Annotated in this window: 27 protein-coding genes; 16 read left to right on the forward strand and 11 right to left on the reverse strand. The window is 36.3% G+C overall.

Annotation, left to right across the window (positions count from 1 at the left end):
- Positions 1-63 precede the first annotated feature (63 nt).
- Positions 64-3,843 (reverse strand): DUF7149 domain-containing protein, encoded by a 3,780-nt coding sequence (locus PN450_RS07865; protein WP_271835929.1) that lies wholly within the window; start codon positions 3,841-3,843, stop codon positions 64-66.
- 216 nt (positions 3,844-4,059) lie between these two features.
- Between PN450_RS07865 and PN450_RS07870 the strand changes: the two genes are divergently transcribed.
- Positions 4,060-6,135, forward strand: a complete 2,076-nt coding sequence (locus PN450_RS07870) for an SPFH domain-containing protein (RefSeq protein WP_271835930.1) — start codon at positions 4,060-4,062, stop codon at positions 6,133-6,135.
- A gap of 333 nt (positions 6,136-6,468) precedes the next feature.
- On the opposite strand, the gene PN450_RS07875 is transcribed toward PN450_RS07870, so the two are convergent.
- The 3 genes from PN450_RS07875 to PN450_RS07885 all read right to left on the reverse strand — a co-directional run bounded on the left by PN450_RS07875 (position 6,469) and on the right by PN450_RS07885 (position 7,814).
- Positions 6,469-6,678, reverse strand: a complete 210-nt coding sequence (locus PN450_RS07875) for a hypothetical protein (RefSeq protein WP_015080720.1) — start codon at positions 6,676-6,678, stop codon at positions 6,469-6,471.
- Between the two features lie 47 nt (positions 6,679-6,725).
- Entirely contained in the window at positions 6,726-7,310 is a 585-nt protein-coding gene (locus PN450_RS07880; RefSeq protein WP_168652149.1) for a Uma2 family endonuclease, read from the reverse strand.
- Positions 7,311-7,391: 81 nt separating this feature from the next.
- Complete coding sequence (locus PN450_RS07885) at positions 7,392-7,814, reverse strand: DUF29 family protein (RefSeq protein WP_271835931.1); 423 nt, start codon at positions 7,812-7,814, stop codon at positions 7,392-7,394.
- Between the two features lie 337 nt (positions 7,815-8,151).
- Here PN450_RS07885 and PN450_RS07890 point away from each other — a divergent pair, with 337 nt between their 5' ends.
- Genes PN450_RS07890 through PN450_RS07900 form a run of 3 tightly spaced genes read left to right on the forward strand, consistent with a single transcriptional unit; the run spans position 8,152 to position 9,093 of the window.
- Entirely contained in the window at positions 8,152-8,400 is a 249-nt protein-coding gene (locus PN450_RS07890) for a DUF5615 family PIN-like protein (protein ID WP_168634721.1), read from the forward strand.
- A gap of 40 nt (positions 8,401-8,440) precedes the next feature.
- Positions 8,441-8,662, forward strand: coding sequence for a hypothetical protein (locus PN450_RS07895; protein WP_271835932.1), 222 nt, complete (start codon positions 8,441-8,443; stop codon positions 8,660-8,662).
- Entirely contained in the window at positions 8,659-9,093 is a 435-nt protein-coding gene (locus tag PN450_RS07900) for a type II toxin-antitoxin system VapC family toxin (protein ID WP_015080715.1), read from the forward strand. The genes PN450_RS07895 and PN450_RS07900 overlap by 4 nt, the downstream gene beginning before the upstream one ends.
- A 211-nt stretch (positions 9,094-9,304) precedes the next feature.
- On the opposite strand, the gene PN450_RS07905 is transcribed toward PN450_RS07900, so the two are convergent.
- Complete coding sequence (locus PN450_RS07905; protein WP_271835933.1) at positions 9,305-11,449, reverse strand: protein kinase domain-containing protein; 2,145 nt, start codon at positions 11,447-11,449, stop codon at positions 9,305-9,307.
- A gap of 197 nt (positions 11,450-11,646) precedes the next feature.
- Between PN450_RS07905 and PN450_RS07910 the strand changes: the two genes are divergently transcribed.
- Positions 11,647-11,937 carry a hypothetical protein gene (locus PN450_RS07910; protein WP_271835934.1) on the forward strand — a complete coding sequence of 97 codons (291 nt, stop codon included), beginning with the start codon at positions 11,647-11,649 and terminating at the stop codon, positions 11,935-11,937.
- A gap of 33 nt (positions 11,938-11,970) precedes the next feature.
- On the opposite strand, the gene PN450_RS07915 is transcribed toward PN450_RS07910, so the two are convergent.
- The 3 genes from PN450_RS07915 to PN450_RS07925 form a co-directional block, all read right to left on the reverse strand.
- Positions 11,971-12,318, reverse strand: coding sequence for a type II toxin-antitoxin system PemK/MazF family toxin (locus PN450_RS07915; RefSeq protein WP_271835935.1), 348 nt, complete (start codon positions 12,316-12,318; stop codon positions 11,971-11,973).
- A complete protein-coding gene (locus PN450_RS07920) occupies positions 12,309-12,524 on the reverse strand; it encodes a hypothetical protein (RefSeq protein WP_148765522.1) in 216 nt (71 codons plus the stop codon). Before PN450_RS07920 ends, PN450_RS07915 begins: the two co-directional genes overlap by 10 nt.
- A 115-nt stretch (positions 12,525-12,639) precedes the next feature.
- Entirely contained in the window at positions 12,640-13,842 is a 1,203-nt protein-coding gene (locus PN450_RS07925; protein ID WP_271835936.1) for a phosphoglycerate kinase, read from the reverse strand.
- 88 nt (positions 13,843-13,930) lie between these two features.
- Here PN450_RS07925 and PN450_RS07930 point away from each other — a divergent pair, with 88 nt between their 5' ends.
- The 3 genes from PN450_RS07930 (at position 13,931) to PN450_RS07940 (ending at position 16,488) form a co-directional block, all read left to right on the forward strand.
- A complete protein-coding gene (locus tag PN450_RS07930) occupies positions 13,931-14,338 on the forward strand; it encodes a universal stress protein (protein WP_015080709.1) in 408 nt (135 codons plus the stop codon).
- Positions 14,339-14,823: 485 nt separating this feature from the next.
- Entirely contained in the window at positions 14,824-15,507 is a 684-nt protein-coding gene (locus PN450_RS07935) for a hypothetical protein (protein ID WP_271835937.1), read from the forward strand.
- Between the two features lie 3 nt (positions 15,508-15,510).
- Positions 15,511-16,488 (forward strand): SUMF1/EgtB/PvdO family nonheme iron enzyme, encoded by a 978-nt coding sequence (locus PN450_RS07940; RefSeq protein ID WP_334311482.1) that lies wholly within the window; start codon positions 15,511-15,513, stop codon positions 16,486-16,488.
- Positions 16,489-16,704: 216 nt separating this feature from the next.
- Here the strand turns inward: PN450_RS07940 and PN450_RS07945 are convergent, their stop codons facing one another.
- Complete coding sequence (locus PN450_RS07945) at positions 16,705-17,466, reverse strand: SDR family oxidoreductase (RefSeq protein ID WP_271835938.1); 762 nt, start codon at positions 17,464-17,466, stop codon at positions 16,705-16,707.
- Positions 17,467-17,491: 25 nt separating this feature from the next.
- Here PN450_RS07945 and PN450_RS07950 point away from each other — a divergent pair, with 25 nt between their 5' ends.
- Positions 17,492-17,641, forward strand: a complete 150-nt coding sequence (locus tag PN450_RS07950) for a hypothetical protein (RefSeq protein ID WP_271835939.1) — start codon at positions 17,492-17,494, stop codon at positions 17,639-17,641.
- A gap of 14 nt (positions 17,642-17,655) precedes the next feature.
- Here PN450_RS07950 and PN450_RS07955 read toward each other — a convergent pair whose 3' ends face one another.
- A complete protein-coding gene (locus PN450_RS07955) occupies positions 17,656-18,468 on the reverse strand; it encodes a nuclear transport factor 2 family protein (RefSeq protein WP_271835940.1) in 813 nt (270 codons plus the stop codon).
- A gap of 85 nt (positions 18,469-18,553) precedes the next feature.
- On the opposite strand from PN450_RS07955, the gene murG reads away from it, so the two are divergent.
- The 7 genes from murG to PN450_RS07990 all read left to right on the forward strand — a co-directional run bounded on the left by murG (position 18,554) and on the right by PN450_RS07990 (position 26,031).
- Positions 18,554-19,627 (forward strand): undecaprenyldiphospho-muramoylpentapeptide beta-N-acetylglucosaminyltransferase, encoded by a 1,074-nt coding sequence (murG, locus tag PN450_RS07960; protein ID WP_271835941.1) that lies wholly within the window; start codon positions 18,554-18,556, stop codon positions 19,625-19,627.
- A gap of 336 nt (positions 19,628-19,963) precedes the next feature.
- Positions 19,964-20,740 carry a DUF502 domain-containing protein gene (locus PN450_RS07965; RefSeq protein ID WP_148765508.1) on the forward strand — a complete coding sequence of 259 codons (777 nt, stop codon included), beginning with the start codon at positions 19,964-19,966 and terminating at the stop codon, positions 20,738-20,740.
- A gap of 67 nt (positions 20,741-20,807) precedes the next feature.
- On the forward strand, positions 20,808-21,449 hold the full coding sequence (nusB, locus tag PN450_RS07970; protein WP_015080701.1) for a transcription antitermination factor NusB: 642 nt from the start codon (positions 20,808-20,810) through the stop codon (positions 21,447-21,449).
- A 128-nt stretch (positions 21,450-21,577) separates the two neighbouring features.
- A complete protein-coding gene (gene ftsY, locus PN450_RS07975) occupies positions 21,578-23,059 on the forward strand; it encodes a signal recognition particle-docking protein FtsY (protein WP_271835942.1) in 1,482 nt (493 codons plus the stop codon).
- A gap of 236 nt (positions 23,060-23,295) precedes the next feature.
- Positions 23,296-23,532, forward strand: coding sequence for a DUF433 domain-containing protein (locus PN450_RS07980; RefSeq protein WP_015080699.1), 237 nt, complete (start codon positions 23,296-23,298; stop codon positions 23,530-23,532).
- Positions 23,532-23,888, forward strand: coding sequence for a hypothetical protein (locus PN450_RS07985; RefSeq protein WP_271835943.1), 357 nt, complete (start codon positions 23,532-23,534; stop codon positions 23,886-23,888). The genes PN450_RS07980 and PN450_RS07985 overlap by 1 nt, the downstream gene beginning before the upstream one ends.
- 757 nt (positions 23,889-24,645) lie before the next feature.
- Entirely contained in the window at positions 24,646-26,031 is a 1,386-nt protein-coding gene (locus PN450_RS07990; RefSeq protein WP_271835944.1) for a PP2C family protein-serine/threonine phosphatase, read from the forward strand.
- A 202-nt stretch (positions 26,032-26,233) separates the two neighbouring features.
- Here the strand turns inward: PN450_RS07990 and PN450_RS07995 are convergent, their stop codons facing one another.
- Positions 26,234-26,812 (reverse strand): hypothetical protein, encoded by a 579-nt coding sequence (locus PN450_RS07995; protein ID WP_148765502.1) that lies wholly within the window; start codon positions 26,810-26,812, stop codon positions 26,234-26,236.
- Between the last annotated feature and the right edge of the window lie 124 nt (positions 26,813-26,936).

Below are 26,936 nucleotides of genomic sequence, written 5' to 3' on the forward strand. Positions count from 1 at the left end.
AATAGCTTTATCTTTTAGATATCCGACTTCTTTAAGAAGTCGGATATCTGGGATTTGTGGTGTTTATCCTGCTATAATTTTTATCTCTTCTGCTGTTAATTCGTAAAGTTGATAAACTAACTGATCTATTTCTGTTTCTAATGCGGTTGTATCTGCTTTTGGATCTGATTTTTTAGCGTTGAGAATTTGATTAACTATTTTTTCTAATAACAATTCTTCAGTTTCCGTAGGTTCTTTAATGGGTAACATTTCAATTTTATACTTTTTCCATCTATTTGTACCCATTCCTGTCGTAGTTGAAATCTGGTTAAAATACCATTCTGATAGTTTTGAATTTAAAATTGCTAACAAATATTTAAGTTTTTCACCAGTCATTAAAAAAGCAGTAGCTTCAACATAATAATTAGAATCATCAAACGCAAATTTAGGTTGATCAGAAATTTCACCCCAAACAATTTTAGGTTTTTCAAAATCATCTAAATAAGCACAGTTTCTTAAATTTGTCCAATCTTTACCCTGATCTTGTCTTTGTTCAATTTGAGGAAGAAAAGAAATTAAATAATTATAAATAGATGGATAATTTTCTTTAACTTTTATTCTCTCGATGTTATTTTTTGCCACTCCATTATGTGTATTAATTAGATAAAATCCAGAAAATTCATAACTATATTTTTTTAAGTCTCTACCTCTTAAAATTGGCTGAATTATTTCAGCAGAATTAGAACTTTCAGCAATTAATTGATTTTTAGTTTCCTCATTGATAATAAAAGCTGCATTTAGTCCAGTAAGTAAACCTCTATTAATATTAATATCAAATTCTTTTAAAAGCTTAGAAGATTGCTCTATTTTTTGTTTCAAACTTCCGCTTTCTTTATTACCTATAATCCATTCTGATGTATTAGGTATTATAAATTGAAAACAATTTTTATCGAAATACTCATCTAATGAAGAACCGACAAGATAATTATTATTGAGACTAGCAACATCAAAAAATTCATTAACTTTATCTTTTTTCAAGATAATAATATTTGATTCTACAGTAGCTTCCTCAAAAATTTGCATATCTTCAATATTTAATAAAGTCTGAGGTTGCAGATTTTCAATTAAATATTTTTTCAGAGAATCACCATAAATAGTTCTTAACCAAGAATTAGAAGTAATGTAAGTTAAAAATCCTGATTTTCTTAACAAACAACTTCCTTTTTCGTAAAATAAGCAATAAATATCTGAACCCTTTGTATAAGTTTGATAATTATTTTCAAAATAAGCAGTTTGAGATTTTTCTTTAATTTTAGATAGTGAAATATAAGGAGGATTACCAATCATTACATCAAAACCGATAAAATCACCTTCATCATTCAAAACTTCAGGAAATTCAAACCGCCATTCAAAAGCATTTTGATACAATTTACCACTTTTTTTCTCTTCAATTTCAGCATTAAGTTCATTAATTTGCTGTTCTAACTCTTCTTGCTTTTTTTGACGATTTTTTGCTTCTGCTTTACTTTCTGCAAATAATGACTTTTGATCTCGTAAATGACGAAGTTCTGCAATTTTTTGATTTCGCTTTTCTATATTCGGATCATTGCTACTAATTTCTGTACGTATATTACCTTTAATATCATTAATTAACCTCTCCATTTCCTGTTTTTGATCTTTGTTATCAGGGTGGAGATAGGTTTTTATAGCATTTCGATAACTTTCGATATTCCAATCACTTTTTTTCAAAATTGTCCGTAAATTCCAATTTAAAGGAAAACGACTGATTAAAGAATTTCCAATTTTAATATTAATATCAATATTTGGTAAAGTTTCCAATTCTCCTATATTCCCCTCTCCTACCAGGAGAGGGGTTAGGGGTGAGGTCTTATAATAAGCATTCTTTAAAAGCTCAATCCATAAACGTAACCGACAAATTTTTACTGAATTGGGATTTATATCTACACCAAATAAACAATTTTCAATAATTGTCTGTTTTTCATGAAAAATTGTTTCTTGTATGCGTCTACTTTCTGAGTTGTTAGGATTATATGTGAAAAATTTTCCGTCATCATCTGTAATATTTAACTCATCATTTTCAATTTTTATATCATAATCTCTTAAAGTTTTTCCCTGTCTATCAAGTAAAACTTTCAAATCACTTTTAATAGTAATAATTTCATTTAAAGCTGAAACTAAAAAATGTCCAGAACCTACTGCTGGATCACAAATTTTTAAACTATTAATAATCTGATTAGCTTCTTTTTTATCTGTAATTCTATCATATAATTCGTCAATACTTTCACAGTTCCAACCTTTAATTTCTTTGAATTTCTGTAAAACTGCTCTGCGAATAGTTTCCCGACACATATACATAGTAATAAAACCAGGAGTAAAGAAAGAACCATCTTGATAACCGTTAATTTTCTCAAAAATCAAACCTAAAACAGAAGCATTAATTAAAGTTTTATTTTCTTCTTGGATTTCTTCTGTACCTTCACTGCTAAAATCGTAAGCATCAAGAAATGCAAAAATATATTCTAGTGCTTTTAATTTACCTGTACGTGTATTACCATTCTCTTTAAGAACTGTTTTATTGAAAATAGAAAGTTTTGCATCATTGATTAAATTACTAATAACTATGGTTTTATGTTCAATTTCTGATACTTCAAATAAAGAACTATTCAAGTAAGGAATATTAGTAACAAGATTTCTTATATGTTCTTCTCTTTCATCTGGTTTATGAGATAAAACCCCAAAAAATAAACGGTTGAGATTACCAAAATCTTGAATTTTTGCTAAATTGAGAAATGCAAAAGATTTATTACCTTGATGATAGTTAATTAGTTGGGATTCTAATAGTTTCAAAAAGAGAATGCGATTAATCCAAGTAATAGCTAATTCTAAACTAACATTAAAAAGTTTCTCTTCGGTATTTTCTCCAAATTGTTCGGAATTTTCTAATCTATCAATCTTGCGTAATTCTTGCAAGCGAGTAATAGTATTTTCAATTAATGAACCCTGTTCCCTTTCATTAATTGGTTTACGCTGAATTAATTTTTTGCCACCTTCTTTAATTTCCGTTAAACCCAGAATGTGTAGTAATTCACTATAAAAGTTTCTATTTAAACTATTGCTATCATTAATAGTAGGTAACTTTAATAAATGTTGTGGTGAAAACAGCTTAAATAAAGGAATCAGTTTTTGATCATTTTCAGGATTTTGATTAATTAAATACTGTTCATAATCTCTAATATCAAAATGTGTAAAAATTAGTTCATTTTGAATTTTATCTATTGCAGGTTGAGCAATTTCTTTATAAAAAAAGTCTGTGCGAGAATTAGATAGACGTTTTTCTTCAAAATCAGTAAATTGCTTGACTAATTGTTTATTCTGAGCAAACAGATTCTCAAAAAGTGTTGCATCAAAAATGAACCATTCATAAATATTAGTAGCAATTAAATATTTAATTTCTGAATTTTTATTTGTAATCCGTTCTCGTAAAAAGTATAAAACTAATTGTTGTAATGCTTTAGTATTTAAATTATCAACCTTGAGCATTTCATTATTATTTACCTTTTTAGCTTCTAAAATCACACCAACATTGCTTTTAGTATCTTTGCCATTATAAATCACCAAGTCATTACTTGCTTTAATATTGATCAAGTAATCAGCACCGTAATAGGTATTTTTCAAAAAATCAGTCAGAATATTCTTATGAAATTCCTCTCTTTCGTTTTCATCAATTTGATTAAGTAGTGTAATCAGATTCCTTTTAAATATCTCAAACTCATTTCTAATTGGTTTAATTCTCAGAAATGCTTTGCTTAATGCTTGTCTAGGTTTAATTTTATTGTTAATCATATTGAATTACCAAAAACTATAATTTTATTATTAATATTCAGCATTGTATTGTAGCATCGAATTAAAATTAAGAAATATATTGTAATATTTGTTAACAAAATTTAAACCTTAAAAAAATCGGAAGTCTGGTAAAAAAATTACATTAAGTTTCAGAAAAATCATTCCATCCTCATGAAGTGATACCTTAGATGATTAATTGCCCAAAGAGGCAGATATATGAAAAGCTTTCCATTTTCTCTTGGTAAAAGTAAGCAAAATAAATTTGTCAGCTTGGCTACATCTGCAATTGCAGCCTTAGCCTTAGCCGGTGGTGTTAATGCTGTTAATGCCACTCCCATAAAAACACTGACAGCCAAAGAATTAACTTCTGTCTCAATCCCGTCTCGTCAAACTCAACAATCAGTTACTCAGTCTGTAACTGGCCAAATCCCCTATCAAGCCATGGGGATTGAGTCTTTGATCATTATTCCTGCCATTATTATTGGTGGTTGTTTCTTATTTGGTGGACTGGTAGTTATCGGTGAACGGGAAGTTGGTATTGTTGTCAAAAAATTCACCCTTTCCGGTAAAGGACTACCTCCTGGTAGATTAATCGCTTTGAATGGTGAAGCGGGCTTACAAGCAGATACCCTCGCCCCTGGTTGGCACTGGGGTTATTGGCCTTGGCAATATGCAGTTAAGAAAGAATCAATAATCGTTGTCCCCCAAGGTCAAATCGCTCTGATTGTCGCCGCCGATGGCGCTTCTAACCCTCCAGAACGGATTTTGGGCAAAATTGTCGAATGTGATAATTTCCAAGATGCGCGCAAATTCTTGACCAAAGGTGGGGAGAAAGGACGACAGATTGCTTTTATCACCGCAGGTAGTTACCGCATCAATACAGCGCTGTTTAAAGTGATTACAGCCGGAAATGCCAGTAAAGAGGGTATGCGTCCAGAACAGTTAAAAATCTATGAAATAGCCGCAGAAAAAGTTGGGATTGTGACTACTTTGGATGGTTCACCAATTGCCGCCGGTGAAATTGCTGGGCGTGCTATTACTGGACATAATAATTTTCAGAATGGTCAAAAGTTTATTGACGCTGGGGGACAACGGGGTTTGCAAGAACAGGTATTATTGTCGGGTTCGTGGAATCTGAATCCTTGGTTGGTAAATATTGAACAAGTACCGATGACTGAAATCCCTATCGGTTATGTAGGTGTGGTGATTTCTTTTGTCGGTGAAGAACAGGAAGATGTGAGCGGGGCATCTTTCACTCACGGAAATTTGGTCAATCAAGGACATAAGGGTGTTTGGGTTGAGCCTTTATATCCTGGGAAACACCCGCTTAACACTAAAGTGATGAAAGTTGAGTTAGTGCCAACAACAAACATTGTCTTAAACTTTACTGATAGAATTAGTGGTCAGCATGGGTATGATACGAATTTAACGGCACTGAAACTTCTGTCATTTGATGGTTTTAGCTTTGATTTGGAGATATTCCAAATTATTCACATTGGTGCTTCAGATGCACCGAAAGTTATTTCCCGCTTAGGTTCAATGCAAAATGTTATTGATCAAGTGTTGCGTCCCATTGTGGGGAATTATTTCCGCAACTCGGCTCAAGAATATACTATCCTGGATTTCTTGATTGCCCGAAGCGAGCGCCAAGTAGAAGCTTCTGAATACGTTAAATCTGCCTTACGTGCTTATGATGTGCAAGCAGTGGATTCGTTGATTGGTTTGATTACCCCACCGAATGAATTAATGCACACGCTGACAGACAGGAAAATTGCTGAGGAACAACGCAAAACTTACGAAGTTCAGCAAATGGCACAAACCCAACGGCAAATGTTGGTCAGGGAAACAGCGATCGCAGATATTCAGCAAGATTTGGTAAAATCGGAACAAGGTGTGACAATTGCCGAGTTACAAGCTAACGCCCAAATTCAGCAAGCAACAGGTGAAGCTGAAGCTATTAAACTCAAAGCCATAGCTGGAGCAGAAGGTATCCGAGCCACAGGTAACGCCAAAGCAGAAACCTACCGGACAGGTGTACAAGCAGTGGGTTTACAAGGTTACACAGCTATGCAGTTGATGGAAATTGTCGGTGATCATCATGTCCGCATTATTCCCGATATCATTGTTGGTGGTAATAATGGTAGTAATAACGGTTTAGCAGATGGTTTGTTGTCTATGATTCTTTGGAATCAAACTAATAGCAAAACCCATCCAGAATCGAAAATCCCTACACCTCCACCTCTTCCTAATCCCATAGTTCCTAAACCTGAATCAACTAATCAAAATAGTTAAGCTTTGGCGACTAGAAGTCGCGGCTACACAAACAAAGTCCGCCGGCGCGGACTAAACAAAAATCAAAGGTTTGAAACCCACCTGCGTGGGTTTTTCCTGTGTAGACGCGGTTTCTAACCACCGATTTAATAGTTAGTGAAATTCGACAAGCAACAAATTTATTGGTGCGTATATTATCCAAGCGATTTGGAAAATTGAGCAATAACCATATTGAAAATATCAGCAATCTAACAAATTTGAATAAAATAATTTGACCAACTATTGCCATTTTTCTATGATATCCGCTTCTGTGTATTCAGGGAGATGATCATTTTCTAAACCTCTCATGGCCTGTTAAAGAGAAAATTGATTCCATTCTTGATTTTCTGTATTATTTATATATGGTAACAAGGTATTATAAAGCGTTAGTTTTTCTTGTTGCAATACTTCTTGAACTATCTCCTTAATCAAGGCTTTTAATTCTTGGGTTTCCATAATTTGACCTTTTACAGCAGATTTCGCTCTTGTAGTGCGGGCATCTTGCCCGCTGAATATGTACCTCATAACACCAGAAATTGCTGTATATCGTAAGTAATTATCCGAACTTGATATTATTCTTTATCGTCAAAATTAACATCTTGATAAATGTCTACTAAACTAATTTCAAAATCAAGATATTGCAATTTAACAATATCATTTTCACATTTATATTCTCTAAAAATCCATTCTCCCTCATTAGTTTTGCTATAGTGCATCACTTGATATTGATTTTGTTCTACTAAAACATATTCTTTAAATTGGGGAATAGAACGATAAAAAGTAAATTTATCCCCTTGATCATAATTTTTTGTAGACTTGGATAAAACCTCAACAATTAACAAAGGATTAGTCACAGTAGTATTATTTTTACCTGCATAAATAGGTTTTCCATCAGTTACAATCACATCAGGATAAGTATATTCTCTATATTCAGGAATCCATAAACGCACATCTCCAATAAAAACACGATATTTTTTTCCTCTAATAACATATAATAAAGATGATGCAAAATTAAGCGCGATTTGATTATGATTTGTCGTGCCACCAGTCATAGGTATAATTTCTCCATTGCGATATTCGCTTTTGTAAAGTGCTTTTTCTTCTAATTCTAAATATTCTTCAGGGGTGTAAATATGTTTGCGAGTTTGTACTTGCATATTGTTTTCCTTAATTTGGTTTATTAATTGTAGATAGTTAATAGGAAAAGAATTTTTTCATTAATCAACTTCGCGCTTTATTTAATTAAAAATAAAATTTAATGCCTGTTTAATAATTAATTCTTGATCTACAATATTTCTCAAGGTTAATTCATCATAAATTCCGCCAAAAGCTTCTAAAGAAGCATTATCTAAAGCTCGATTATAAGCTCCTGGTAAAATTTCTTCTATTTCTTTTTTGTTCATGTAATATCCTCCAGCTTTTCTGCGGTTGTTGATCCGATCAATTGCGTCAATAGCATTGCGAATGGAAACATCCCAAGCATGAGTTGTCCTTTTTTCTGCCTGTTGTTTAATTAAATGGACTAAAAGCACTACACAATAACTATAAATTTTATTGATTTTATCTTCTTTACTCATTTCTTCTAATTCATCAATTAAAGATAGAGCCGCTTCTAGGTTGCCAGAAACCACTAATTCTCTGAGTTCTAGTAATTCTTCCATGATTTGCTCTCTCCTTGAAGTTTGCTATTTCTAGCATAGCGCTGATAACGCTATCAACGACAGATACACCACTAAGGATAACGGTTGTTGTGGAAGTTTTGCCAATTTCTGCTAGAGTATGAGTGATATCGCAAGCTCTGACTTATCAGTTCGCTTCCGTATCCGCAGCAAGCACAATCACAACACATAAAATTCAGAAATTAAGCTCCCACGAAGAAGCCTTTGTCAAGTAAGATAAAATCAAAGGACTTCAAGAGGCTGCTGCTAATCCCTCTCCAATGATACAGCGTTTGAGAGCAATCAAAGCGCAACGAGAACAGGAGCGGTTAAATCTTGTATGAAAATCCGTTTCTTGCTCGATGAAAATTTGTCACCAAAGCTAAAGTTTGCTGTTTTGCGTCTTAACCCAGCAATAGATATAGTTCGTGTGCGTGATCCAGATGCTCCCCTTCTAGGAACACTAGATCCAGAACTCCTGCGTTATCTGGAAGTATTTCAACGGTTATTGGTAACATACCAAACGTTTTATGAATTTTTCCTAATACGAATGTATGCTACAATAAAGCTCAGTTTAGTTCAATTCTAGCTTAAAAAAAATTGATATTACTACTGGAGGTAGATCAAATATGCTAAACCAGTCTATTCCCGAAATGACTTTACAGGATTTAGAATCCTTAATTAATAGAATTGTTGATGAAAAAATTAATCGAATAAATTTCGCTAAACATAACAAAATAGAACAGTCTGAACTTGTTAAAAACATACATATTTTTCAAGAAAACTTAAAGCAAAAATATGGAGAATTTTCTGATTTGACAGAATTATTGCGAGAAGATAGAGACAGATGATCACAGATAAAATTGTCATTGATAGTAGTGTAGCCATTAAATGGTTTATTGCTCAAGATTATTCATTAGAGGCAAATAAAATTCTTGATGCTTATCAATCACAACAAATTACCTTGATTGCTCCAGACTTAATTTATGCAGAAATTGGTAATATTGTTTGGAAAATACAGCGATTTCAAGGTTTAACAAATCAGGACGCTGAGATGATAATTGATTTATTTCAACAAATACAATTAAAAATATTCCCTGCCGATGAATTATTAAAAGATGCCTATCAGTTTGCCGTGAATTATCAAAGAACTGTCTACGATAGTCTTTACCTAGCTTTAAGCATTAGAGAAAACTGTAAATTTATCACTGCTGATGCAAAATTGTACAATGCTATTTATCCAAAAATACAAAATATTCAACTGATCAAAGATTGGATTTAAGTATGAGCGATCGCACAAAGTTCTGCAATTCCTTGAGGATGTAAATATTTACTTGTATCAAGAGACATGAGACTATTTTTATATTCTACAATTATGCTTGAATTAGAAAGTTGAATGAGAAAATCAGCACTTTTATCTCAATTTGGAGTGCGTCAGTGCTATAAACCCCAACCACACCGATAAATTACTCATACTGACGCACCCTACTAACTTACTGTTTTTCAATAATAACTTGACTAACTTCTGACCATCTTGACCACACTGATTCGGGAATGCTTAATATGTATCTATAGCGATATATAGTTATATTGCCCTGTTGTTTTATTGGAGAGTTCTTTCCATCTTCATAAAGATTTGTCGTCTCAATAGTTACTCCATCCGCATCCTTAAATACAGCACTAAACTCTACTCCTAGTTTAAAATCGAAGCAAACTCTGCTGCCATCAGGAAGTTGAGAACCTCCAAAACAGTTAATTTTTTCATCAACTATCCACTCTACCTGTTTATTAGAATCATCATATCTAGCTCCTGATTTCAAAATATATTGTATTTCTCGATCGCTGTAAGTTTTTCTAGAATTAAAAACACTATAGTCCCATTTTGTATCTGATAAAGTTGGAGTCGGTTCAGAAGTAGGAGTTGGTGTTGGAGTGGGATCAGGTGTAGGAGTTGATGTAGGTGTTGGTTCAGGTGATGGTGTTGGCTTTTTCAAATCTTCAATTATAGCATCTACTTCTTCCCTTTTTGATTGATAGCTTTCTTTAAGATTAGTAACCCTTTCTGAGATAAAAGTATCAGATGGAATATCATTTAATGTAGCGATCGCCTGCTGCAATTTATCCTTCGCCTGTTGAAATTTATCCTTAACCGCTTCATATTCACTAACCGTTCGCGCCTTTCTTATCTGTTCATCTGTATCTTTAGCCTGTTGTTCGGCTTCGTTAATGGAGTCAATCGCTTGATTTTCTTTATCTAAACGACGTTGTATCTTGGTTAATTGACTTTGATAATCGGAAAGTTCCTTTTGGGCAGCATCATATACCTTAGCAGATGTTGGTATAGTTTTTAGTTGAGCGATCGCATCTTGTAACTGTTGTTGAGATGCTTGTAAATCTTCCACATTCTTGGCACTTTCAAACAAATTTTGAGCAGTAACAGTTATATCTTTTGCTTGTTTGTATTTAGAACTAAATTCCTCATCACTAGCACAGTTATCCAGTGGTTTACAAATAGTTGGAATATGAGCCGATTGAGTTCCTAAAAAAACTATTCCCAGCACGAAAATTCCTATTGAACTCCACATGATTATCCTAAGTGAGTTATTTGGCTGAGAAATACGCCGCTTTGGAATAATTGAATTTTGCTTTGATTTAACTTGAATAGGTGATGTTTGTAACGGTGAATTTTGTTGCTGAGATGGTATTTGAGAAGATTTGTGTGAAGCTTGATAAGTCGTTTTAGTTGTTAATTTTGAATTTTTTAAATCTTGTAAAACTGCTTGAGCAGATTGATAACGCTGTTGATAATATTTTTGTAATAATTTATCTAAAACTGTGTCCAAGTCTCGGTTAACAGGTTTTTGTAAGTGAACACGCCAAGTTTTCACCCATTCATAGCCATATTCTTGGTAAAGTTCCCCAGGATGAACTCCTGTTAGTAAATGAAAACAAGTCGCACCCAAACTATATAAATCACTAGCTGGATATACTTTCCCATCCCGCATTTGTTCTAAAGGTGCATAACCAAAAGTACCAATTAATGTTCCTGTTATAACTGTTCCCTGGAGTTGTTTTGATGCCCCAAAATCAATTAATATTAATTTGCCATCACTAGGACGACGCATAATATTTTCTGGTTTAATATCTCGATGAATTACACCATACTCGTGAACTACTTTCAAGATGGGTAATAAATCTTGTAACAAAGCGCGGATTTTTGATTCTGAGAATATTCCCTGTTTTTCTAATTCTTGTAATAAATTTTCACCGTCAATGAATTCTTGTACTAAATACAGACGGCTATTTTCTTCAAAATAAGCTAACAGAGTGGGAATTTGTGAATGTTTGCCGAGTTTTAGTAATTGTAGCGCTTCTTGTAAAAATAATTCTGTGGCTTTTTTTCGTCCTGCTGTTCCTTGGATTTGAGGTGCAAATTGTTTGATGACACACTTTTCGTTTAATTTGTCAACATCTTCCGCTAAATAGGTTTTGCCAAATCCCCCACTACCTAATGATTTAATCGGACGATAGCGGTCTTTCAAGGTGACTATAGCAACGTTGCAGTTAGGACACAATTGGGTGTGTTCGGGAACTGAGGGGTTATTACATTCCGGGTTGAGACAACATATCTGATTCATGGTTGTGTAGTAGTAGATACGTTTATGATTAAATATCTACTAATATACACGAAATATACTTAAATCGACAATTGACTGATTTTTTCCCCAGTAAGTAAGTATGCTAGAATTAAACCAGTTTAGTTAACAGACAATTTTGATATTATATAAATTGTAGTTAAAACAAACCTGATATTACCACTGGAGGTAAATCATAAATGCTAAATAATCAGTCTATTACCGAACTGACTTTACAGGATTTAGAATCCTTGATTAATAGAATTGTTGATGAAAAAATTAATCAGATTAATCTTGATCACAAAATCGAACAAACTGAGATTGTTCAAAACATAGACATTTTGCCAGAAGATATTGAAAAATCTAATCCTTTTGTTCAGTTTGATGGTATTTTCAAAGACGATCCACTTTTTGATGAATTTGTAGAAGATATGGCTGCAAATCGCCGTGAATTAGATGCAGAAATAGCTGCTTATGAATCTTATTTATAAGTTATTATGTAACATAATAAATACTTCCTAAACTCAATTACTTAAAATCCAGTTAGCCAGATTCATTTTAATTCGCTCTAATCTTTCTGTGGAAATTTCACCAATATTTCCTAATAATATCTTTTCTGATACAACTGCTAACCGTGAGACTCGAAAAACACTTTCTGATTTTAAGCCTGTTTGTTTAAAATCCTGATCATTGGGTGTAATAATTTCGTCAATTCCAGTCAATTCTTGCCCTGTTTTAGTGGAAATCATACAAACTAGCCAATCATCATAATTGTTGATTAATGGCTTAATTAGAAGTGCTGGGCGTAACTTTCCAATTGCCAGATTCGTTTGGAGAAATTTGAATAAAACAATTTGACCAACTATTGCCATTTTTCTATAATGTCCGCTTCTGTGTATTCGGGAAGATGATCATTTTCAAAACCTCTCATAGCCTGTTCAAGAGAAAATTGATTCCATTCTTGATTTTCTGTATTATTTATATATGGTAACAAGGTATTATAAAGCGTTAGTTTTTCTTGTTGCAATACTTCTTGAACTATCTCTTTAATCAAGGCTTTCAGTTCTTGGGTTTCCATAATTTTACCTTTGGCTAACTTCCTAATGCTAGTAGATAAATGCTAACAAAAAGAGTAAGGTAATGCAAAACTACACCCCTACTCAATTTGTTATCAATTAGCGGAATTTAACAGCTTACGCTTCATCTAAAGCTGCAATACCAGGTAAAACCTTACCTTCCAACAACTCCAAACTCGCACCACCACCGGTAGAAATGTGGCTCATTTGATCAGCCAAACCTACCTTTTCTACAGCCGCTACAGAGTCACCACCACCGATAATGGTAGTTGCGCCGGTTTTACCAATTTCTGCTAAAGTATGAGCGATCGCTTCCGTACCCGCAGCAAATTTATCAAACTCGAACACACCCATAGGCCCATTCCAAATCACAGTCTGACAATCAGCCAAAGCCGCTTGGAAAACCTTGATAGAATCAGGACCAATATCTAAACCCATACCATCGGCAGGGATATTTTCAATGCTGACAGTAGTAGCATTAGCATCAGGCGCAAACTTATCAGCAGAAACAATATCTGTAGGTAGCAACAAAGCCACACCACGTTCTTTGGCTTTAGCTTCCAACTCTCTAGCCAATTCTAGCTTATCTTCTTCCACCAAAGACTTACCAACATTCAAACCACGGGCTTTATAGAAGGTGAAAATCATCCCACCGCCAATGATCAACTTATCGCACTTTTCCAACAAAGTTTCAATCACACCGATTTTGCTAGAAACCTTAGAACCGCCAATAATAGCCGCCAAAGGACGCTTAGGTTCTTCAATTGCACTTTGTAAATATTGCAATTCCTTCTCAACCAAATAACCAGCCACAGAAGGACTTAAAAACTCAGTTACGCCCTCAGTAGAAGCGTGAGCGCGGTGTGCAGTTCCAAAAGCATCATTTACATAAAAATCAGCGTTTGCAGCCAATTTTTGAGCAAATTCGGGGTCGTTCTTTTCTTCTTCCTTGTAAAAGCGGACATTTTCTAACAATAGCACTTGGCCATTGTCCAAAGCCGCAACTTTAGCAGCAACATCATCACCAATACAGTCATCAGTTTTGATAACTTCCTGTCCCAACAACTCAGAAAGACGTTTAGCAACCGGGGTTAAACGCAATTTTTCATCTACACCCTTGGGACGACCGAAATGGCTTGTTAAAATGACCTTAGCACCCTTTTGGGTCAAATCTTGGATAGTTGGCAGCGCTGCCCGAATCCGGGTATCATCGGTAATGTTTCCTTGATCATCCACAGGCACATTAAAATCAACTCGTACTAAAGCGCGTTTTCCAGATATATCAGCCGCAGATAAACTTGCTAAACTTTTTTTAGACACAGTACAACTCTCCTGATTACTTTTTTGTTATTGTCTTCAAAATATGACCATCAAGATTTTACCGGAGTGAGGGGCGCAGAGGTGAGATATGTTTAAAACAGTTCTATTTCCCATTGATCAAAGTCGAGAAGCCAGAGAGGCCGCTGATATAGTTGCCAATATTGTGCAAACTTATGGCAGTCGCTTAATTTTGCTTTCAGTCGTTGAAGAACCCGACCCAGAAGCACCTGCTACCAGTCCTATGGTATCTCCAGAAGCAGTTGCCAAACTTCTAGAAAATGCCCAAACCTTATTTTCTGGACAAGGAATTATAACCGAATTACTAGAAAGACAAGGTAAACCAGCCTTTACTATTTGTGATGTTGCTGATGAAGTTGAGGCCAGTTTAATTATTATGGGTTGTCGAGGACTAGGTTTAACGGAAGAAGGCGCAACTGATAGCGTCACCATGCGGGTAATTAACCTTTCTCCCTGTCCTGTTTTGATTGTTCCTTAATTAACTATCGGGTGCGTTAATCTGGATTAACTCAGTGTAGCGCACCTTGTAAATTTTTTGTAATTAAGACTCAAGCATTGACAGAAAACCCAAAATATGTATTAGGTGAAAACTATATCTTTCGTAGGGGTAAAGCAAGAGCTTCATTGGTGTCAACTTAACGTAAATTGATGTCCCTTCCAGCCAGGGAATAAATTCCCTGTCTAAAAGCTAAAGTCGGTTAAAACCGACTACTTCGGCATAAATAGGGTAATTTTTGATTTTGAGTTAACCACAGTGCGTTTTAACGCACTTTAGCTATTAGACTGAGAATTCATTCCCAGGCGGGCAGGGTGCATTAGCTAAGTATAATCTGTATTTATCTATTTGATAGCATAGCGCAAAAGTTTGAAATGACTAATAGCTAATTTAGGGGATATTTATGATACACTAGGTTGAAAAGTTCCGTAAACCCTCAACAATCCCCAAATTAAGGCATTTAACTCATGCTTTCCCAGATTTTCCAACAAAGATTGACAGATTTACTAGATAATATTACTCAAGATCAAAAATTACTGAAAGAATTTGAGGAAGAATTAACTGTTGAAGACAACCCTCGAACATTAAAAAGATATAAAAAAGAAATTAAACGACAACAGGAATCTATTGATAATTATAAACAAGAATATACAGAATTAGAACAACAGTTAATTGGTATATCTACACCGCAAATCCAGGTAGTAGGAAATCAACTGCAAATAATAGAAAACCAATTACAGCAAATAGACGCAAAATTAAATATTGTTCTTATCAACCAAGATTCACTTTTAATTCGTTATCAAGTTTCTGAACAAGCAATTTTGAGAGTTTTTATTGAACAGCTAAATCAGACTCAATTAGCTTTTACAGAAAATATGTTAAATGCAGTAGCAGCTAATCAAGTATCTGAGTCAGAAATGCTGCAAATGTTGGCAGTTCTAGAATCACGCATACCTTCTTTACCTTCTAGCAGTCAAGCAGAAATTGCCGAAATTATCAAATCTCCTGAATTAGATACTAGACATAAAATTACTGTCACTTTACCAATTGTTCCTTTTTTAATTAATTATGAAGGTGAGCTAGAATTGGGAACTGGTTTTAATATCAAGTCTGCTTGGGAGTTCGTGATCAAAAAATTAGGGAGAAAGTAAATTGTGGATTTGCGTCAGCACCTTGAAGAAGAATTAGAAAAAGATTTTCAACTTCTTAAACAGTATGAAAATGAGAAACGTAATGAAAATGATCCAGGACTTCGTAATAAGTGGGAGAATAAAATTGAGTCAATCAAACAAGAAATCAAAACCCGTCAAGAAGAATTAAATAAATTACCTATCACTTCTCCAAATTCATCCTTAAATCAATCTTTTAGCCAAGATTTGGGTTTTGGTGTAAAATTGGAGATGGTTTATATTCCTGGTGGGACATTTTACATGGGCGCACCAAAAACAGAGAAAGACAGTTTAGATGATGAACGTCCCCAACACTATGTAACGGTGAAGCCCTTCTACATGGGAAAATACACTATTACTCAAGAACAATGGGAAAAAGTCGTTTATTCCTGTCCTCCAGTTGCTAGAGAATTAAATTCTCGTCCTGCCTACTTCCCAGGTGATAAACTACCTGTAGAACAAGTATCTTGGAATGATGCCGTTGAGTTTTGTGCTAGACTCTCTCACAAAACAGGACAAAAATACCGTTTACCCAGTGAAGCTGAATGGGAATATGCCTGTCGTGCCGGTTCTGCAAAACCTTTTGCTTTTGGTGACACAATCACCACAAATGAGGTAAACTATGATGGTAACTACACCTATGGTAATGCCCCCAAGGGGGAATATCGAGGAAGAACAACTCCAGTAGGAACTTTTCAGCCCAACGCCTTTGGTTTATATGATATGCACGGCAACGTCTGGGAATGGTGCGCTGATACTTGGCATGATAGCTATGAGGATGCGCCTAATGATGTAAGTGCATGGATAAGCGAAACTAATCAAAACGTTAAGCTGCTGCGCGGTGGTTCGTGGGACAGCAATCCTGATTATTGCCGTTCTGCTTATCGCAACTACTACGGCCTCGACTCCTACGACCACGGTATTGGTTTTCGGGTTGTATGTGGTGGTGCGGCGAGGACTTAGTAGCCCTTTACACTCTTGCTCTTTTGCCCTCTGCTCTTTTCCTCTTTACCCTTGCCAAGCGTAACGGAGTGGAGCGATCTTTTTTTTGACTTCGTGACTTTTCAGAAATTCGAGCTATTTAATTTAACAGAAACTTTCACAGCCTTGGTTTCATTCACGATAACACACAAATCTGAAACTGTCAACTCGTTCCCAGACTCCGGCTGGGAAAGAGGGTTACACTTGACGGTTTACTAGGGTGGCGCTGGCTTGGTCAACTGGCATAAGTATAACTTCGTTAATATTAACGTGACTCGCTCTAGTGGCACAGAAAAATATCACATCAGCTACATCATCAGGAGTTAGGGGTTTAATACCTGCATACACCTTTTTAGCCCGTTCTGTGTCACCATGAAAACGCACTTGACTAAATTCTGTTTCTACCATACCAGGGTCAACAGAAGTCACCCGCACAGGAGTTCCTAAAAGGTCTTGTTTTAAGCCTTCAGAAATGGCTTTAACGGCTGCTTTTGTCCCACAATAGACATTACCACCAGGATAGGTTTGATGTCCCGCTATAGAACCGATATTGATGACATGACCATGATTCCGTTCTACCATTCCTGGTACAACATAACGGGTAAGGTAAAGCAAACCCTTGATATTAGTATCTATCATTTCTTCCCAGTCTTGAAAGTCGCCTTCATGTAATTTACTTAAACCGCGACTTAAACCAGCATTGTTAATGAGAAGATCAATATTTTTCCAAGATGAGGGTAAGTTAGCAATAGCCGATTCTACCGCCAAGCGATCGCACACATCAAGTTGTAATAAATGGATTTTGTCAGATGGAATATCTAAAGAATCAGCTAATTGTTGTAACCGTTCCCACCGTCGTGCAGCTAAAATCAGTTTTGCACCAGCATGAGCAAAAATCTTGGCACAAGCAGCGCCAATACCGCTACTTGCACCAGTAATAAAAACAATTTGATTTTGCATGAATTTGTCAGTTGTCAATTGTCAGTTGTCAGTAGGGGCGAAGCATTTGGAAGATAAATTATCGGTCATTGCCAAAAATACTTCTCCAAATGCTTCGCCCGTACAGTTGTCAGTTGTTTTTCTTTGCCAATCACCAATCACCAATTACCAATCACCAATGACCAATGACCAATGACCAATCACCAATAACTACTTCTTAACCACCTGTAACCGTTGAGTAATAATAGTCATATCTTCACCTCGGCGAATTACTGCGGAAATCCATTGAGGTCCGGGAGTAGAGGGTGCGCGTCCTGTTTTGAACAGTCCACCAGAATTGAGAAATTCTAAATTTGCAATTGTGGGGTTGAGGAGTTTATTACCTTGAATGGGTTCTTCTATGGCTGTTCCCAGCAGAAAATCCTCACCTAATGGTTCTTTGACAATGGCATCAAAACTATATTTTTCCCCAACTTTTACCTGTTGTGGTAATTTAATTTCTACTTGGGGTGGTTTACTTCCAGAGGTTAGTTGAGTCCGTTCTGATAAAATATCTTGATGAACGATTTTTGCACCTGTGACTTTTTGACGCGATTTAATGGTAGAGTTAAGGGTTAAATTATTATTACCAGATGCAGGTAAACCGCTAATAGTGGTGACAGTATCCGCAATAATTGTATTGCCTTCCGATTTCCAGGATTCTAACTTGGTCGTGTAACGCAATTTAGGATATCGTTTCCAAAGTCCTGTTAAGGCTTGTTCCATTGCTTTGCGGTTTAAGCCGTCACCATGAGTAAATGTAGGGCTATAAAATTTCATTACACCATGGACATTACCTTGATTAGCAGCATTATCAATTTGTGTTAATAGATTCGTGAGTGTAGCGGGTGCATTTCCGGTTTGACCAGCTTGAGCCAATTGCCAAGTGCTGGATAAACCAATTGCCAGTAAACTGGAAATTAGGGAAATACTCACAGTTAATGTTTTATTACGTTTCATTAATAAAGGGATAATTTTAGTCATAAGGAAGATTTTACTGATTTGATGATACAAGATCAGGAATTTGTTTTATCTTAATGAAATTAGGCGATAAATGGTATAGGCGGGAATGGTAAATCCATCAATTAGATTACTTATAGCAGCTAGTGGGACAGGTGGACACTTGTTTCCGGCGATCGCATTGGCTGAAAAACTGCCAGAATACAATATTGAATGGCTGGGTGTGCCAAATCGGCTAGAAACTCAGTTAGTTCCCCAGACATATCCTTTAAATACGGTCGCTGTTGAAGGTTTTCAGCAAGGTTTGAGTCTTGGTTCTATCCGCACCTTGTGGAAATTGATCAGCTCGATTCTCAAAGTCAGACGTATTCTTAAACAAGGAAAGTTCCAAGGAGTTTTCACCACAGGGGGTTATATTGCCGGTCCTGCGGTAATTGCAGCGCGTTCTTTGGGTTTACCTGTAGTTTTTCATGAATCCAATGCTTTACCCGGCAAAGTTACCCGCTTTTTTGGTCCTTGGTGTAATGTGGTAGCGATAGGATTTGATGTAACTACTCAATATTTACCTCGGACAAAAACTGTCTGTGTGGGTACTCCTGTTCGTTCTCAATTCTTAGATGAGCCTGTTAATAACACTTTAGATTTACCTATTCCTAATGGTGTTCCTCTAATTGTGGTGTTTGGTGGTAGTCAGGGGGCTGTAGCCGTAAATAAATTAGTCCGACAGTCCGCGGACGCTTTGTTTCAAGCTGGGGCTTATATAGTGCATTTGACGGGTGATAATGATCCCGATATTAACAGTCTTCAACATCCTCAATATATAGCCTTGGCTTTTTATAATAATATGGCGGCTTTGTTGCGAAGAGCTAATTTAGCTATTAGTCGTTCTGGTGCGGGTAGCTTGACAGAATTGGCAGTTTGTGGTACTCCAGCAATTTTGATTCCCTATCCCTTTGCAGCGGAAGATCATCAGTCTTATAATGCAGAGGTGTTTACTAAAGCTGGTGCGGCTTTATCCTTTAAACAGTCGGATTTGACTCCAGAAATATTTACGACTCAGGTTTTGAATTTGTTGCAATCTCCGACAGAATTAGGGAGAATGGCAGAGAAAGCTGCATCGATCGCTGTTCCTGATAGTGTAGATAAATTGGCAAGTTTGGTGAGAGAAGTGATCGGAAATTAATTCCCATTAACTCCAAATAGTCATTCCTAAATTGTGAGCATTTGGCGATATAGCGCGGTAGGATAGATAATATCTCTCAGACTTGCAACAATAATTTACAAGTATTACAAAGATAAGTAACACTCTAAAAGATTTGTCAGCCGCTATTACGGTGGGTTAATGGCTATATTTACATTGAACAAGGAAAATTGTGAACTTTTGTAGCGATAGTTTGACTTTTTGCCATTAAAGACGGATACAAAAGGCGTTTTTTAACAGTAAGAAGTAGCCTATTGTAAGACACTGACACCTGTTGTCATCAGTTTCTGATATTCGCAATGTGACTAATTTGCTGAAATGGAAAATAATCACAACAGTTTAACGAAGCTAAATAAGGAGAATCGGGGTTTGGGAATGGAAAGGTGGAAACAAGACTTCAAAAATGACCTGATTGCTGGTTTGCTGGTGGTAATTCCCCTCGCAACCACCATCTGGTTAACAATTACCATAGCCACATGGGTAATTAACTTTCTCACCCAAGTTCCTAAACAACTCAATCCCTTTGATGGCTTAAATCCGATTTTAGTAAATATACTTAATTTACTAGTAGGATTAGCCGTACCATTATTAAGTATTTTGGCTATTGGCTTAATGGCTAGAAACATTGCTGGACGATGGTTATTGGATTTCGGTGAGCGGCTATTGCAAGCCATTCCTTTAGCTGGACAGGTATATAAAACCCTCAAGCAACTATTAGAAACTCTGTTAAAAGATTCTCATGGTAAATTCCGCCGGGTAGTCTTAGTAGAATACCCTCGTCCGGGCATTTGGGCGATCGCCTTTGTCACTGGAGCAATGAGCAATGAAATCCAAAGTCAAATATCTCGTCCTGTAATTAGCCTGTTTATTCCCACTACACCCAATCCGACCACAGGATGGTATGCGATAGTACCAGAAGAGGATGTACTTAATCTCTCTATATCTGTTGAAGATGCTTTTAAAATCGTTGTGTCTGGTGGTATAGTGTCCCCCAATATCCAGCCTTCTCACCTCCCTGCAATATCATCTTTGGAAATAAAACAGCAGGAAATTCCAGAAATAGAAACTAAACTCGATACCAACCTAGCAAAGTGAGCAAAAAATAGATAAGCTAATTGTTCATCTGCGCTAGAACTCACATATTTTTCATCATCCCAACTGTATGCAGCATCGTAAACCCCAACAAATAGCCCGCGAATTGGCACTATTAGCCTTGAGCCAATTACCAATCAACCCTAAAAAACTAGAAAGCCTATCAGACGAGCAATTAGTTTCTAAGCTAGTTTTAGGAGCAGTTCGGACTCTCACAGTAGAGGTACAGGACACATTGAACAATGCCGCAGGAGAACTGCAACGGAGTAATGATCGTCTCTTAACCAGCGAAACGAGAGCTGCGGATTTGAATACAGCTAGAACCATGCTGAAAGAGGCAATTTCCTATACCCAAATAGCTATCAATCAATTAGGTACATCTGTTGATTTTCCAGAATTAATTCAGTCTGCCAATCAAAATAAAGAAGTTCGTAATTACGCTAAAGCGATTATTATTACTGTCAGCGAGAACCATCAAGCTATCGAAGAATCTATTTCTAATGCTTTAGTAGATTGGCAAGTTACCCGTCTAGCTCAAATTGATAGAGATATCCTCCAAATAGCCACCGCAGAAATAAAATTCATGCAAGTTCCCGACAGCATTGCTATTAATGAAGCTGTAGAATTAGCTAAACGCTACAGTGGAGAAGATGGCCACCGTTTTATTAATGGTGTTCTCCGTCGAGTTAGTGAACAAAAACAAACTGTTTAAATTGGTCATTGGTCATTGGTCATTGGTCATTGGTAAGACTTTTATTCCTTCTTTCTTTCTTTCTTAACTCCTGACTCGGTGACTCCTGACTCCTATCCTAATTAAATTTTTATCTAAAATAAACTACAATGGCTTTTAATTGGTTTCGTCGTCCAAATAATGAATCTGCTGATACTCCTGAAAACCAATCTCAGGAAGAAACACCCGCAGTAGAAGCAACTGAACCAGAAACAACCGCACCAGATACGGCGGATTTGTTGGCTTTTGCTAAAGCTGCTTATAAAAATATTCAAGAAAAACAACAACTAGAAACAGAATTATCTGTAGCGGTTGAAGAAGATACTATCAGTGAAGAAATAGTAGAAACTCAAGTAGGGGAAATAACTGCACCGATAGAAATAGATGCAACCATCGCAGAAATTACTGAAGATGTTGTTAATGAACTACAACCAGAACCAGAATTAGCTAATTTATCTTTTTTAGAACGGGCTGCGGCAGAAAGACAAGCTAAACAAGAGAAATTAATTGCTAGTGCCATAGAAACCGAAATTCCCGAAATACAGATAACTCCGACAGCACCAGAAATAGAGATTCCAGAACTGGTATTTGATGATGGGTTTAAGTGGTCAGCAAAGGTTTTAGCCGCCCAAGGGAGAAAAGCTGAAGATATTTCCCTGGAAGAAATTACTTGGTTGAAAAAACTCCGTCAAGGTTTAGATAAAACTCGGCGGAATATTCTTAACCAACTAAAATCAATTGTTGGTCAAGGGCCTCTTAATCAAGAGGCTGTCAATGAAATTGAATCATTACTTCTCCAGGCAGATGTGGGGGTAGAGGCAACTGATTATATTATTAGTGCGTTACAAAAGAAATTACTCGCAGAAGTTACTCCCCCAGAACAAGCGATCGCTTATCTCAAAGAAATTCTCCGAGATATCCTAGATGCACCCTTGCAAAATCAAGACAAACCTAGTTTTGCACCGGCAAAAGACACCCTGACCATTTGGTTAATTACCGGAGTTAACGGGGCGGGAAAAACTACCACCATCGGTAAAATTTCTCACCTAGCACAGAAATCCGGTTACAAGTGCTTAATTGGTGCGGCGGATACCTTTCGGGCTGCGGCTGTGGAACAGGTCAAAGTTTGGGGAGAGAGAAGCGGTGTTGAAGTTATCGCCAATCCTGGGAAAAACACAGATCCGGCAGCCGTGGTGTTTGATGCGATCGCTGCTGCTCAATCTAGAGAAACCGAACTACTATTAATAGATACCGCTGGGAGACTGCAAAATAAGAAAAATCTCATGGACGAACTCAGCAAAATCCGCAAAATCATTGATAAAAAAGCCCCCAATGCCCGTGTAGAATCGCTGTTAGTTCTTGATTCTACTTTAGGACAAAATGGATTGCGACAAGCTGAAGTATTTTCCCAAGCAGCCCAACTCAGCGGCGTTGTTTTAACCAAATTAGACGGAACAGCCAAAGGAGGTGTCGCCCTCGCCGTTGTCCAGCAATTAGGCTTACCCATTCGTTTTATTGGGGCTGGTGAAGGAATTGAAGATTTGCGTCCATTCTCTAGTCATGAATTTGTAGAAGCATTGTTAAGCGATTAATATCGTTGCCGAAAAATAATTGTCCTCAGAGGATGTTTGAAAAGTTTCCGGCGATTATAAAGATGCCTCCGGCTCCCGTCAGGGATACGCAACTACACAAACAAAGTCCAAATGCTGCGCGGAATCTATAAAACCGATCCAAAAAAGCTAACTAATGCTAACAAAAGTCGGCTTTTTCTTCCCCCCTTTACTCTCAAGCTATAATCAAAAGTGAAATTATCTTTAGAGAATGAGAAATGACGCTAAATAACTTATTAGAAATTCAAGGAATTATTCACCGCGATTCCGAAATTATGGGTGGAGTTCCTGTTTTTGTGGGAACTCGTGTTCCTTTACAAACATTTTTTGACTATCTCGAAGGGGAGAATGGATTAGCTGAGTTTATTAGTGATTTTCCCTATCTGGAGACTCAAACTATGAAAGTCTTGGAAAATACAGCTAAATTGATCATCGCTCAAGAACGCTGTGCTTAATGATTATATTACTAGATGAAAATCTTTTGAGTAAAAAACTCAAACAACCTTTTTTAAGGAAAGGCGACATAGTTTACAATGTTAATGATATGGGATGGCGTGGGTTGAAAGATCGAGAAATTATTGATTTAGCTGAAAAATATCCTTTTGATGCCTTTATTACAGCCGATAAAAATCTTCCCTATCAACAAAATTTAACTAATATAATTTTGAGAATTATTGTTTTAGATTCTCGCAGCACTCGTCCTGATCATTTACTACCTTTAATGGAAAAAATTAGTGAAATTATCTCATCTTTATCAGTAGGATCTTCTGTATTGCTCAATGATATGGGTGAGATTGAATCTATTGGTTAATAGTTTATATTAAGATGAATCTGCACAAAATAAGCCTTAAAGAATAATTAAACGCAGATAAACGCAGATAAACGCAGATAAACGCAGAATATTAATGTCCTTTGATCAGCTAAATCCCCCGCAATGTCACACTTATATTTAATCCCACGCTTTAATTCAAATGTTAGTATAAAAATATACTGAATTTAGAGCATTAAGCAAAAATAAGCGAAATTTTTCCATAAAAGAAATCTATCTAAGGAAACATTTCGAGAATTTATGGTATATAGGTTAAATGTTTGTAGTCCATAATTGAACAAGTTTTGATTAAAAGCATGATGACAACTATGTTTTAACCAAAATCTCAGCAACACAAAAACCATGAATTAACTCACTGAAAATCTATCTGGTTTTTTAGTTTGATGATTCTTAATATATATTCTCTTAGGAATAGAGGTAATTTTGCTAATCGCAAACTTTTATTTCTCAAGATATATGAAGGGTTGATTCAGTTGTGAAAGAATTAGGGGCTGTTAATTAATCATAAAAATTACCAATTCCCAAAGATTTATTTTTGACAAATTAGAGAATTTATCATCATGGAAAATTAACCATCAAAAATGTCCTCAGCATTAACCAAGACTTAAAAAATTACTTTCAACATTTCTTCTACTCTTGCTAAAATCACGAATTTCGTTGAATATGATCTCACAATTTATCAAGAAAGAGTATTTATAAAGAATCACACATTTGCTATTCTCAACTGCAATATTAACCTGTGTCACAATTTCCCCCCCATCCTACTGATAGTAATAGCAGCACCACCACAGATGTCACTCCTGTGGTGGCACTCAAAGAACTTGTGTCCAGGCTGCATCGAGAACAAAATAAAATTCAAGACTTGCTGAGTTCCTTAGGATTTGCCCTCAGAAGCTTTAATAATTTAAATCAGTTTTTGGAACTGATTCCCCTCATGGCTACCAGAGTGACAGATGCGGAAGGTAGCGCACTTTTTCTTTATAAACCCAATGGACAAATTAGATTAGAACAACTACATTGGCAAGATACTCAGCAACGAAAAAATATTAGAAAAGCCCTAGAAACTGCCAGTAGTCAAATTACTCTTTTAGTTAATTCTGCTCCTGCTGCCATTTCCACAGGCATTCTAGATGACCAAATGCACGCCGTTTTAGGTCCAGATGTGCAAATCTTTGGGACAGCTATTTTAGTTAAGCATACAGAACGGGGTTGGCTGTATGTTTTGAGTCGTGATCCAGAATATAGTTGGACAGAAACTAGACAAAAATTAGTGCGGTTAGTGGCAGACCAAACCGCAGTTGCGATTGACAATGATGAATTATCTGTAGAATTAAGAAAAAAAGCACGTTTAGATCAAGAATTAGAAATTGGTGCAGAAATTCAACGCCGACTTTTACCGCGTCAATGTCCAAATATTCCTGGTTTGTCTCTAGCAGCCCGTTGTAAACCGGCTAATCATGTTGGTGGTGACTACTATGATTTTATTCCCACTAATCAAAACCAGTTAAAGTCCAAACCACAAGCATCTCCAGAAAATGCCAGTTGGGGTTTGGTAATTGGGGATGTGATGGGTAAAGGTGTTCCCGCAGGTTTGATTATGACGATGTTGCGGGGAATGCTACGAGGTGAAGTATTGCATGGTAATTCCCCAGCGGGAATTTTGCAAAATTTGAATCGGGTTATGTATGCGGATTTGGAAAATTCCCACCGCTTTGTGACGATGTTTTATTCAGAATATGACCCGCAAACGCGAATTTTATCTTATAGTAATGCCGCCCATAATCCGCCTTTATGGTGGCACTCAGCGACAAAAACTGTGAGCCGTTTGGATACGTTGGGGATGTTAATTGGTTTAGATGCCAATAGCGAATATGAAGATGCTCAGGTTCAGTTAGAATCTGGGGACACAGTTATTTATTATACTGATGGTTTGACTGATGCGGCGGCGGCTGGTGGCGATCGCTTTGATGAAGATAATTTTGTTATATCCTTCAGAACGGCTTGTAAGTATTGCAATAGTCCCCAGGAAATTGTGGAATATCTATTTGATCAAGTTCAGCAATTTATCGGTGCTGATAGGCAAAATACCGATGATATGACGTTGGTGGTTTTGCAGATTGTGTGATTGTTATGGTAAAAATTCTATATCCAGAATTTGATTCACGTGTCAGGTAAATCCGCTGGGAGAGCGATCGCTACCAATACTTACGCAAAGACTACATAACACAAGATCCCCGACTTATTTAAGAAGCCGGGGATCTGACTTTTGCAATCTCCACAAATCAAATATAACTTCTATTCTTCAGGGATTGAATTTACTCCTGCTTTTACCATTTTTCCGCCCAATAGATAATTTCTGAAGATGCAACATCAATTGCGACTCCATGACTATTACCATGATTCCATTTTGCACCAGGTTGGCTTTTATCTTCGGCTTTTAATACCAATATTTCATAACTGCTAGGAAAGGTTTCTGTTTCTGAATCGCTAGTATAAAAGAATGTTGTCGGTACGCCGTTGGGTTGGTTACTATGAGTATTTGTATTCCCACCCTGGTATTGATGCTGAGAGATTTTTTTGTACTGTGTCAGGAGGTTTTTAATCTTTGCTTGTGGTTCTTTGATCCGAAGTTGTAAAGAATTACTTCCTGGAGTTAATCCTGAAGCATAAGCCATTTGTAAAACTTGAGAATCACTAGGAATTTGTCCGGGAAAATGTTGGATTTGTTGAATATCAGCCCATTGGTGGTTACGGATTTCTTGATATTGTGATGTATCAGTAATTAACTGTAATTGTTTGGTTTTACTAGCAGCTTTAGTCATCCAGAAACTGCCAATAACTAGACCAAAACTACCCAGGGACAGTAAAATTATTGGAGCGAGTTTAACAAAAATAGATCGCTTCATTCCGTTGGTTGCATCTAGCTTGTAGATTAATATCCCAACCTTTAAAACAGTAGTCCTGATAGTTTTGAATCTAGCTTGAGTTAGATTGACAGAAAAATTTTGATTTGGTTAAATTGATGACAAA

Source organism: Dolichospermum lemmermannii CS-548 (genome assembly GCF_028330815.1).
GTDB lineage: Bacteria > Cyanobacteriota > Cyanobacteriia > Cyanobacteriales > Nostocaceae > Dolichospermum > Dolichospermum lemmermannii.

What these genes read in the sequence shown, in the direction of transcription:
- PN450_RS07865 (WP_271835929.1), bottom strand. Translation starts at nt 3,843, where the DNA reads ATGATTAACAATAAAATTAAACCTAGACAAGCATTAAGCAAAGCATTT.
- PN450_RS07870 (WP_271835930.1), top strand. Translation starts at nt 4,060, where the DNA reads ATGAAAAGCTTTCCATTTTCTCTTGGTAAAAGTAAGCAAAATAAATTT.
- PN450_RS07875 (WP_015080720.1), bottom strand. Translation starts at nt 6,678, where the DNA reads ATGAGGTACATATTCAGCGGGCAAGATGCCCGCACTACAAGAGCGAAA.
- PN450_RS07880 (WP_168652149.1), bottom strand. Translation starts at nt 7,310, where the DNA reads ATGCAAGTACAAACTCGCAAACATATTTACACCCCTGAAGAATATTTA.
- PN450_RS07885 (WP_271835931.1), bottom strand. Translation starts at nt 7,814, where the DNA reads ATGGAAGAATTACTAGAACTCAGAGAATTAGTGGTTTCTGGCAACCTA.
- PN450_RS07890 (WP_168634721.1), top strand. Translation starts at nt 8,152, where the DNA reads ATGAAAATCCGTTTCTTGCTCGATGAAAATTTGTCACCAAAGCTAAAG.
- PN450_RS07895 (WP_271835932.1), top strand. Translation starts at nt 8,441, where the DNA reads ATGCTAAACCAGTCTATTCCCGAAATGACTTTACAGGATTTAGAATCC.
- PN450_RS07900 (WP_015080715.1), top strand. Translation starts at nt 8,659, where the DNA reads ATGATCACAGATAAAATTGTCATTGATAGTAGTGTAGCCATTAAATGG.
- PN450_RS07905 (WP_271835933.1), bottom strand. Translation starts at nt 11,449, where the DNA reads ATGAATCAGATATGTTGTCTCAACCCGGAATGTAATAACCCCTCAGTT.
- PN450_RS07910 (WP_271835934.1), top strand. Translation starts at nt 11,647, where the DNA reads ATGCTAAATAATCAGTCTATTACCGAACTGACTTTACAGGATTTAGAA.
- PN450_RS07915 (WP_271835935.1), bottom strand. Translation starts at nt 12,318, where the DNA reads ATGGCAATAGTTGGTCAAATTGTTTTATTCAAATTTCTCCAAACGAAT.
- PN450_RS07920 (WP_148765522.1), bottom strand. Translation starts at nt 12,524, where the DNA reads ATGGAAACCCAAGAACTGAAAGCCTTGATTAAAGAGATAGTTCAAGAA.
- PN450_RS07930 (WP_015080709.1), top strand. Translation starts at nt 13,931, where the DNA reads ATGTTTAAAACAGTTCTATTTCCCATTGATCAAAGTCGAGAAGCCAGA.
- PN450_RS07935 (WP_271835937.1), top strand. Translation starts at nt 14,824, where the DNA reads ATGCTTTCCCAGATTTTCCAACAAAGATTGACAGATTTACTAGATAAT.
- PN450_RS07945 (WP_271835938.1), bottom strand. Translation starts at nt 17,466, where the DNA reads ATGCAAAATCAAATTGTTTTTATTACTGGTGCAAGTAGCGGTATTGGC.
- PN450_RS07955 (WP_271835940.1), bottom strand. Translation starts at nt 18,468, where the DNA reads ATGACTAAAATTATCCCTTTATTAATGAAACGTAATAAAACATTAACT.
- murG (WP_271835941.1), top strand. Translation starts at nt 18,554, where the DNA reads ATGGTAAATCCATCAATTAGATTACTTATAGCAGCTAGTGGGACAGGT.
- PN450_RS07965 (WP_148765508.1), top strand. Translation starts at nt 19,964, where the DNA reads ATGGAAAATAATCACAACAGTTTAACGAAGCTAAATAAGGAGAATCGG.
- nusB (WP_015080701.1), top strand. Translation starts at nt 20,808, where the DNA reads ATGCAGCATCGTAAACCCCAACAAATAGCCCGCGAATTGGCACTATTA.
- ftsY (WP_271835942.1), top strand. Translation starts at nt 21,578, where the DNA reads ATGGCTTTTAATTGGTTTCGTCGTCCAAATAATGAATCTGCTGATACT.
- PN450_RS07980 (WP_015080699.1), top strand. Translation starts at nt 23,296, where the DNA reads ATGACGCTAAATAACTTATTAGAAATTCAAGGAATTATTCACCGCGAT.
- PN450_RS07985 (WP_271835943.1), top strand. Translation starts at nt 23,532, where the DNA reads ATGATTATATTACTAGATGAAAATCTTTTGAGTAAAAAACTCAAACAA.
- PN450_RS07995 (WP_148765502.1), bottom strand. Translation starts at nt 26,812, where the DNA reads ATGAAGCGATCTATTTTTGTTAAACTCGCTCCAATAATTTTACTGTCC.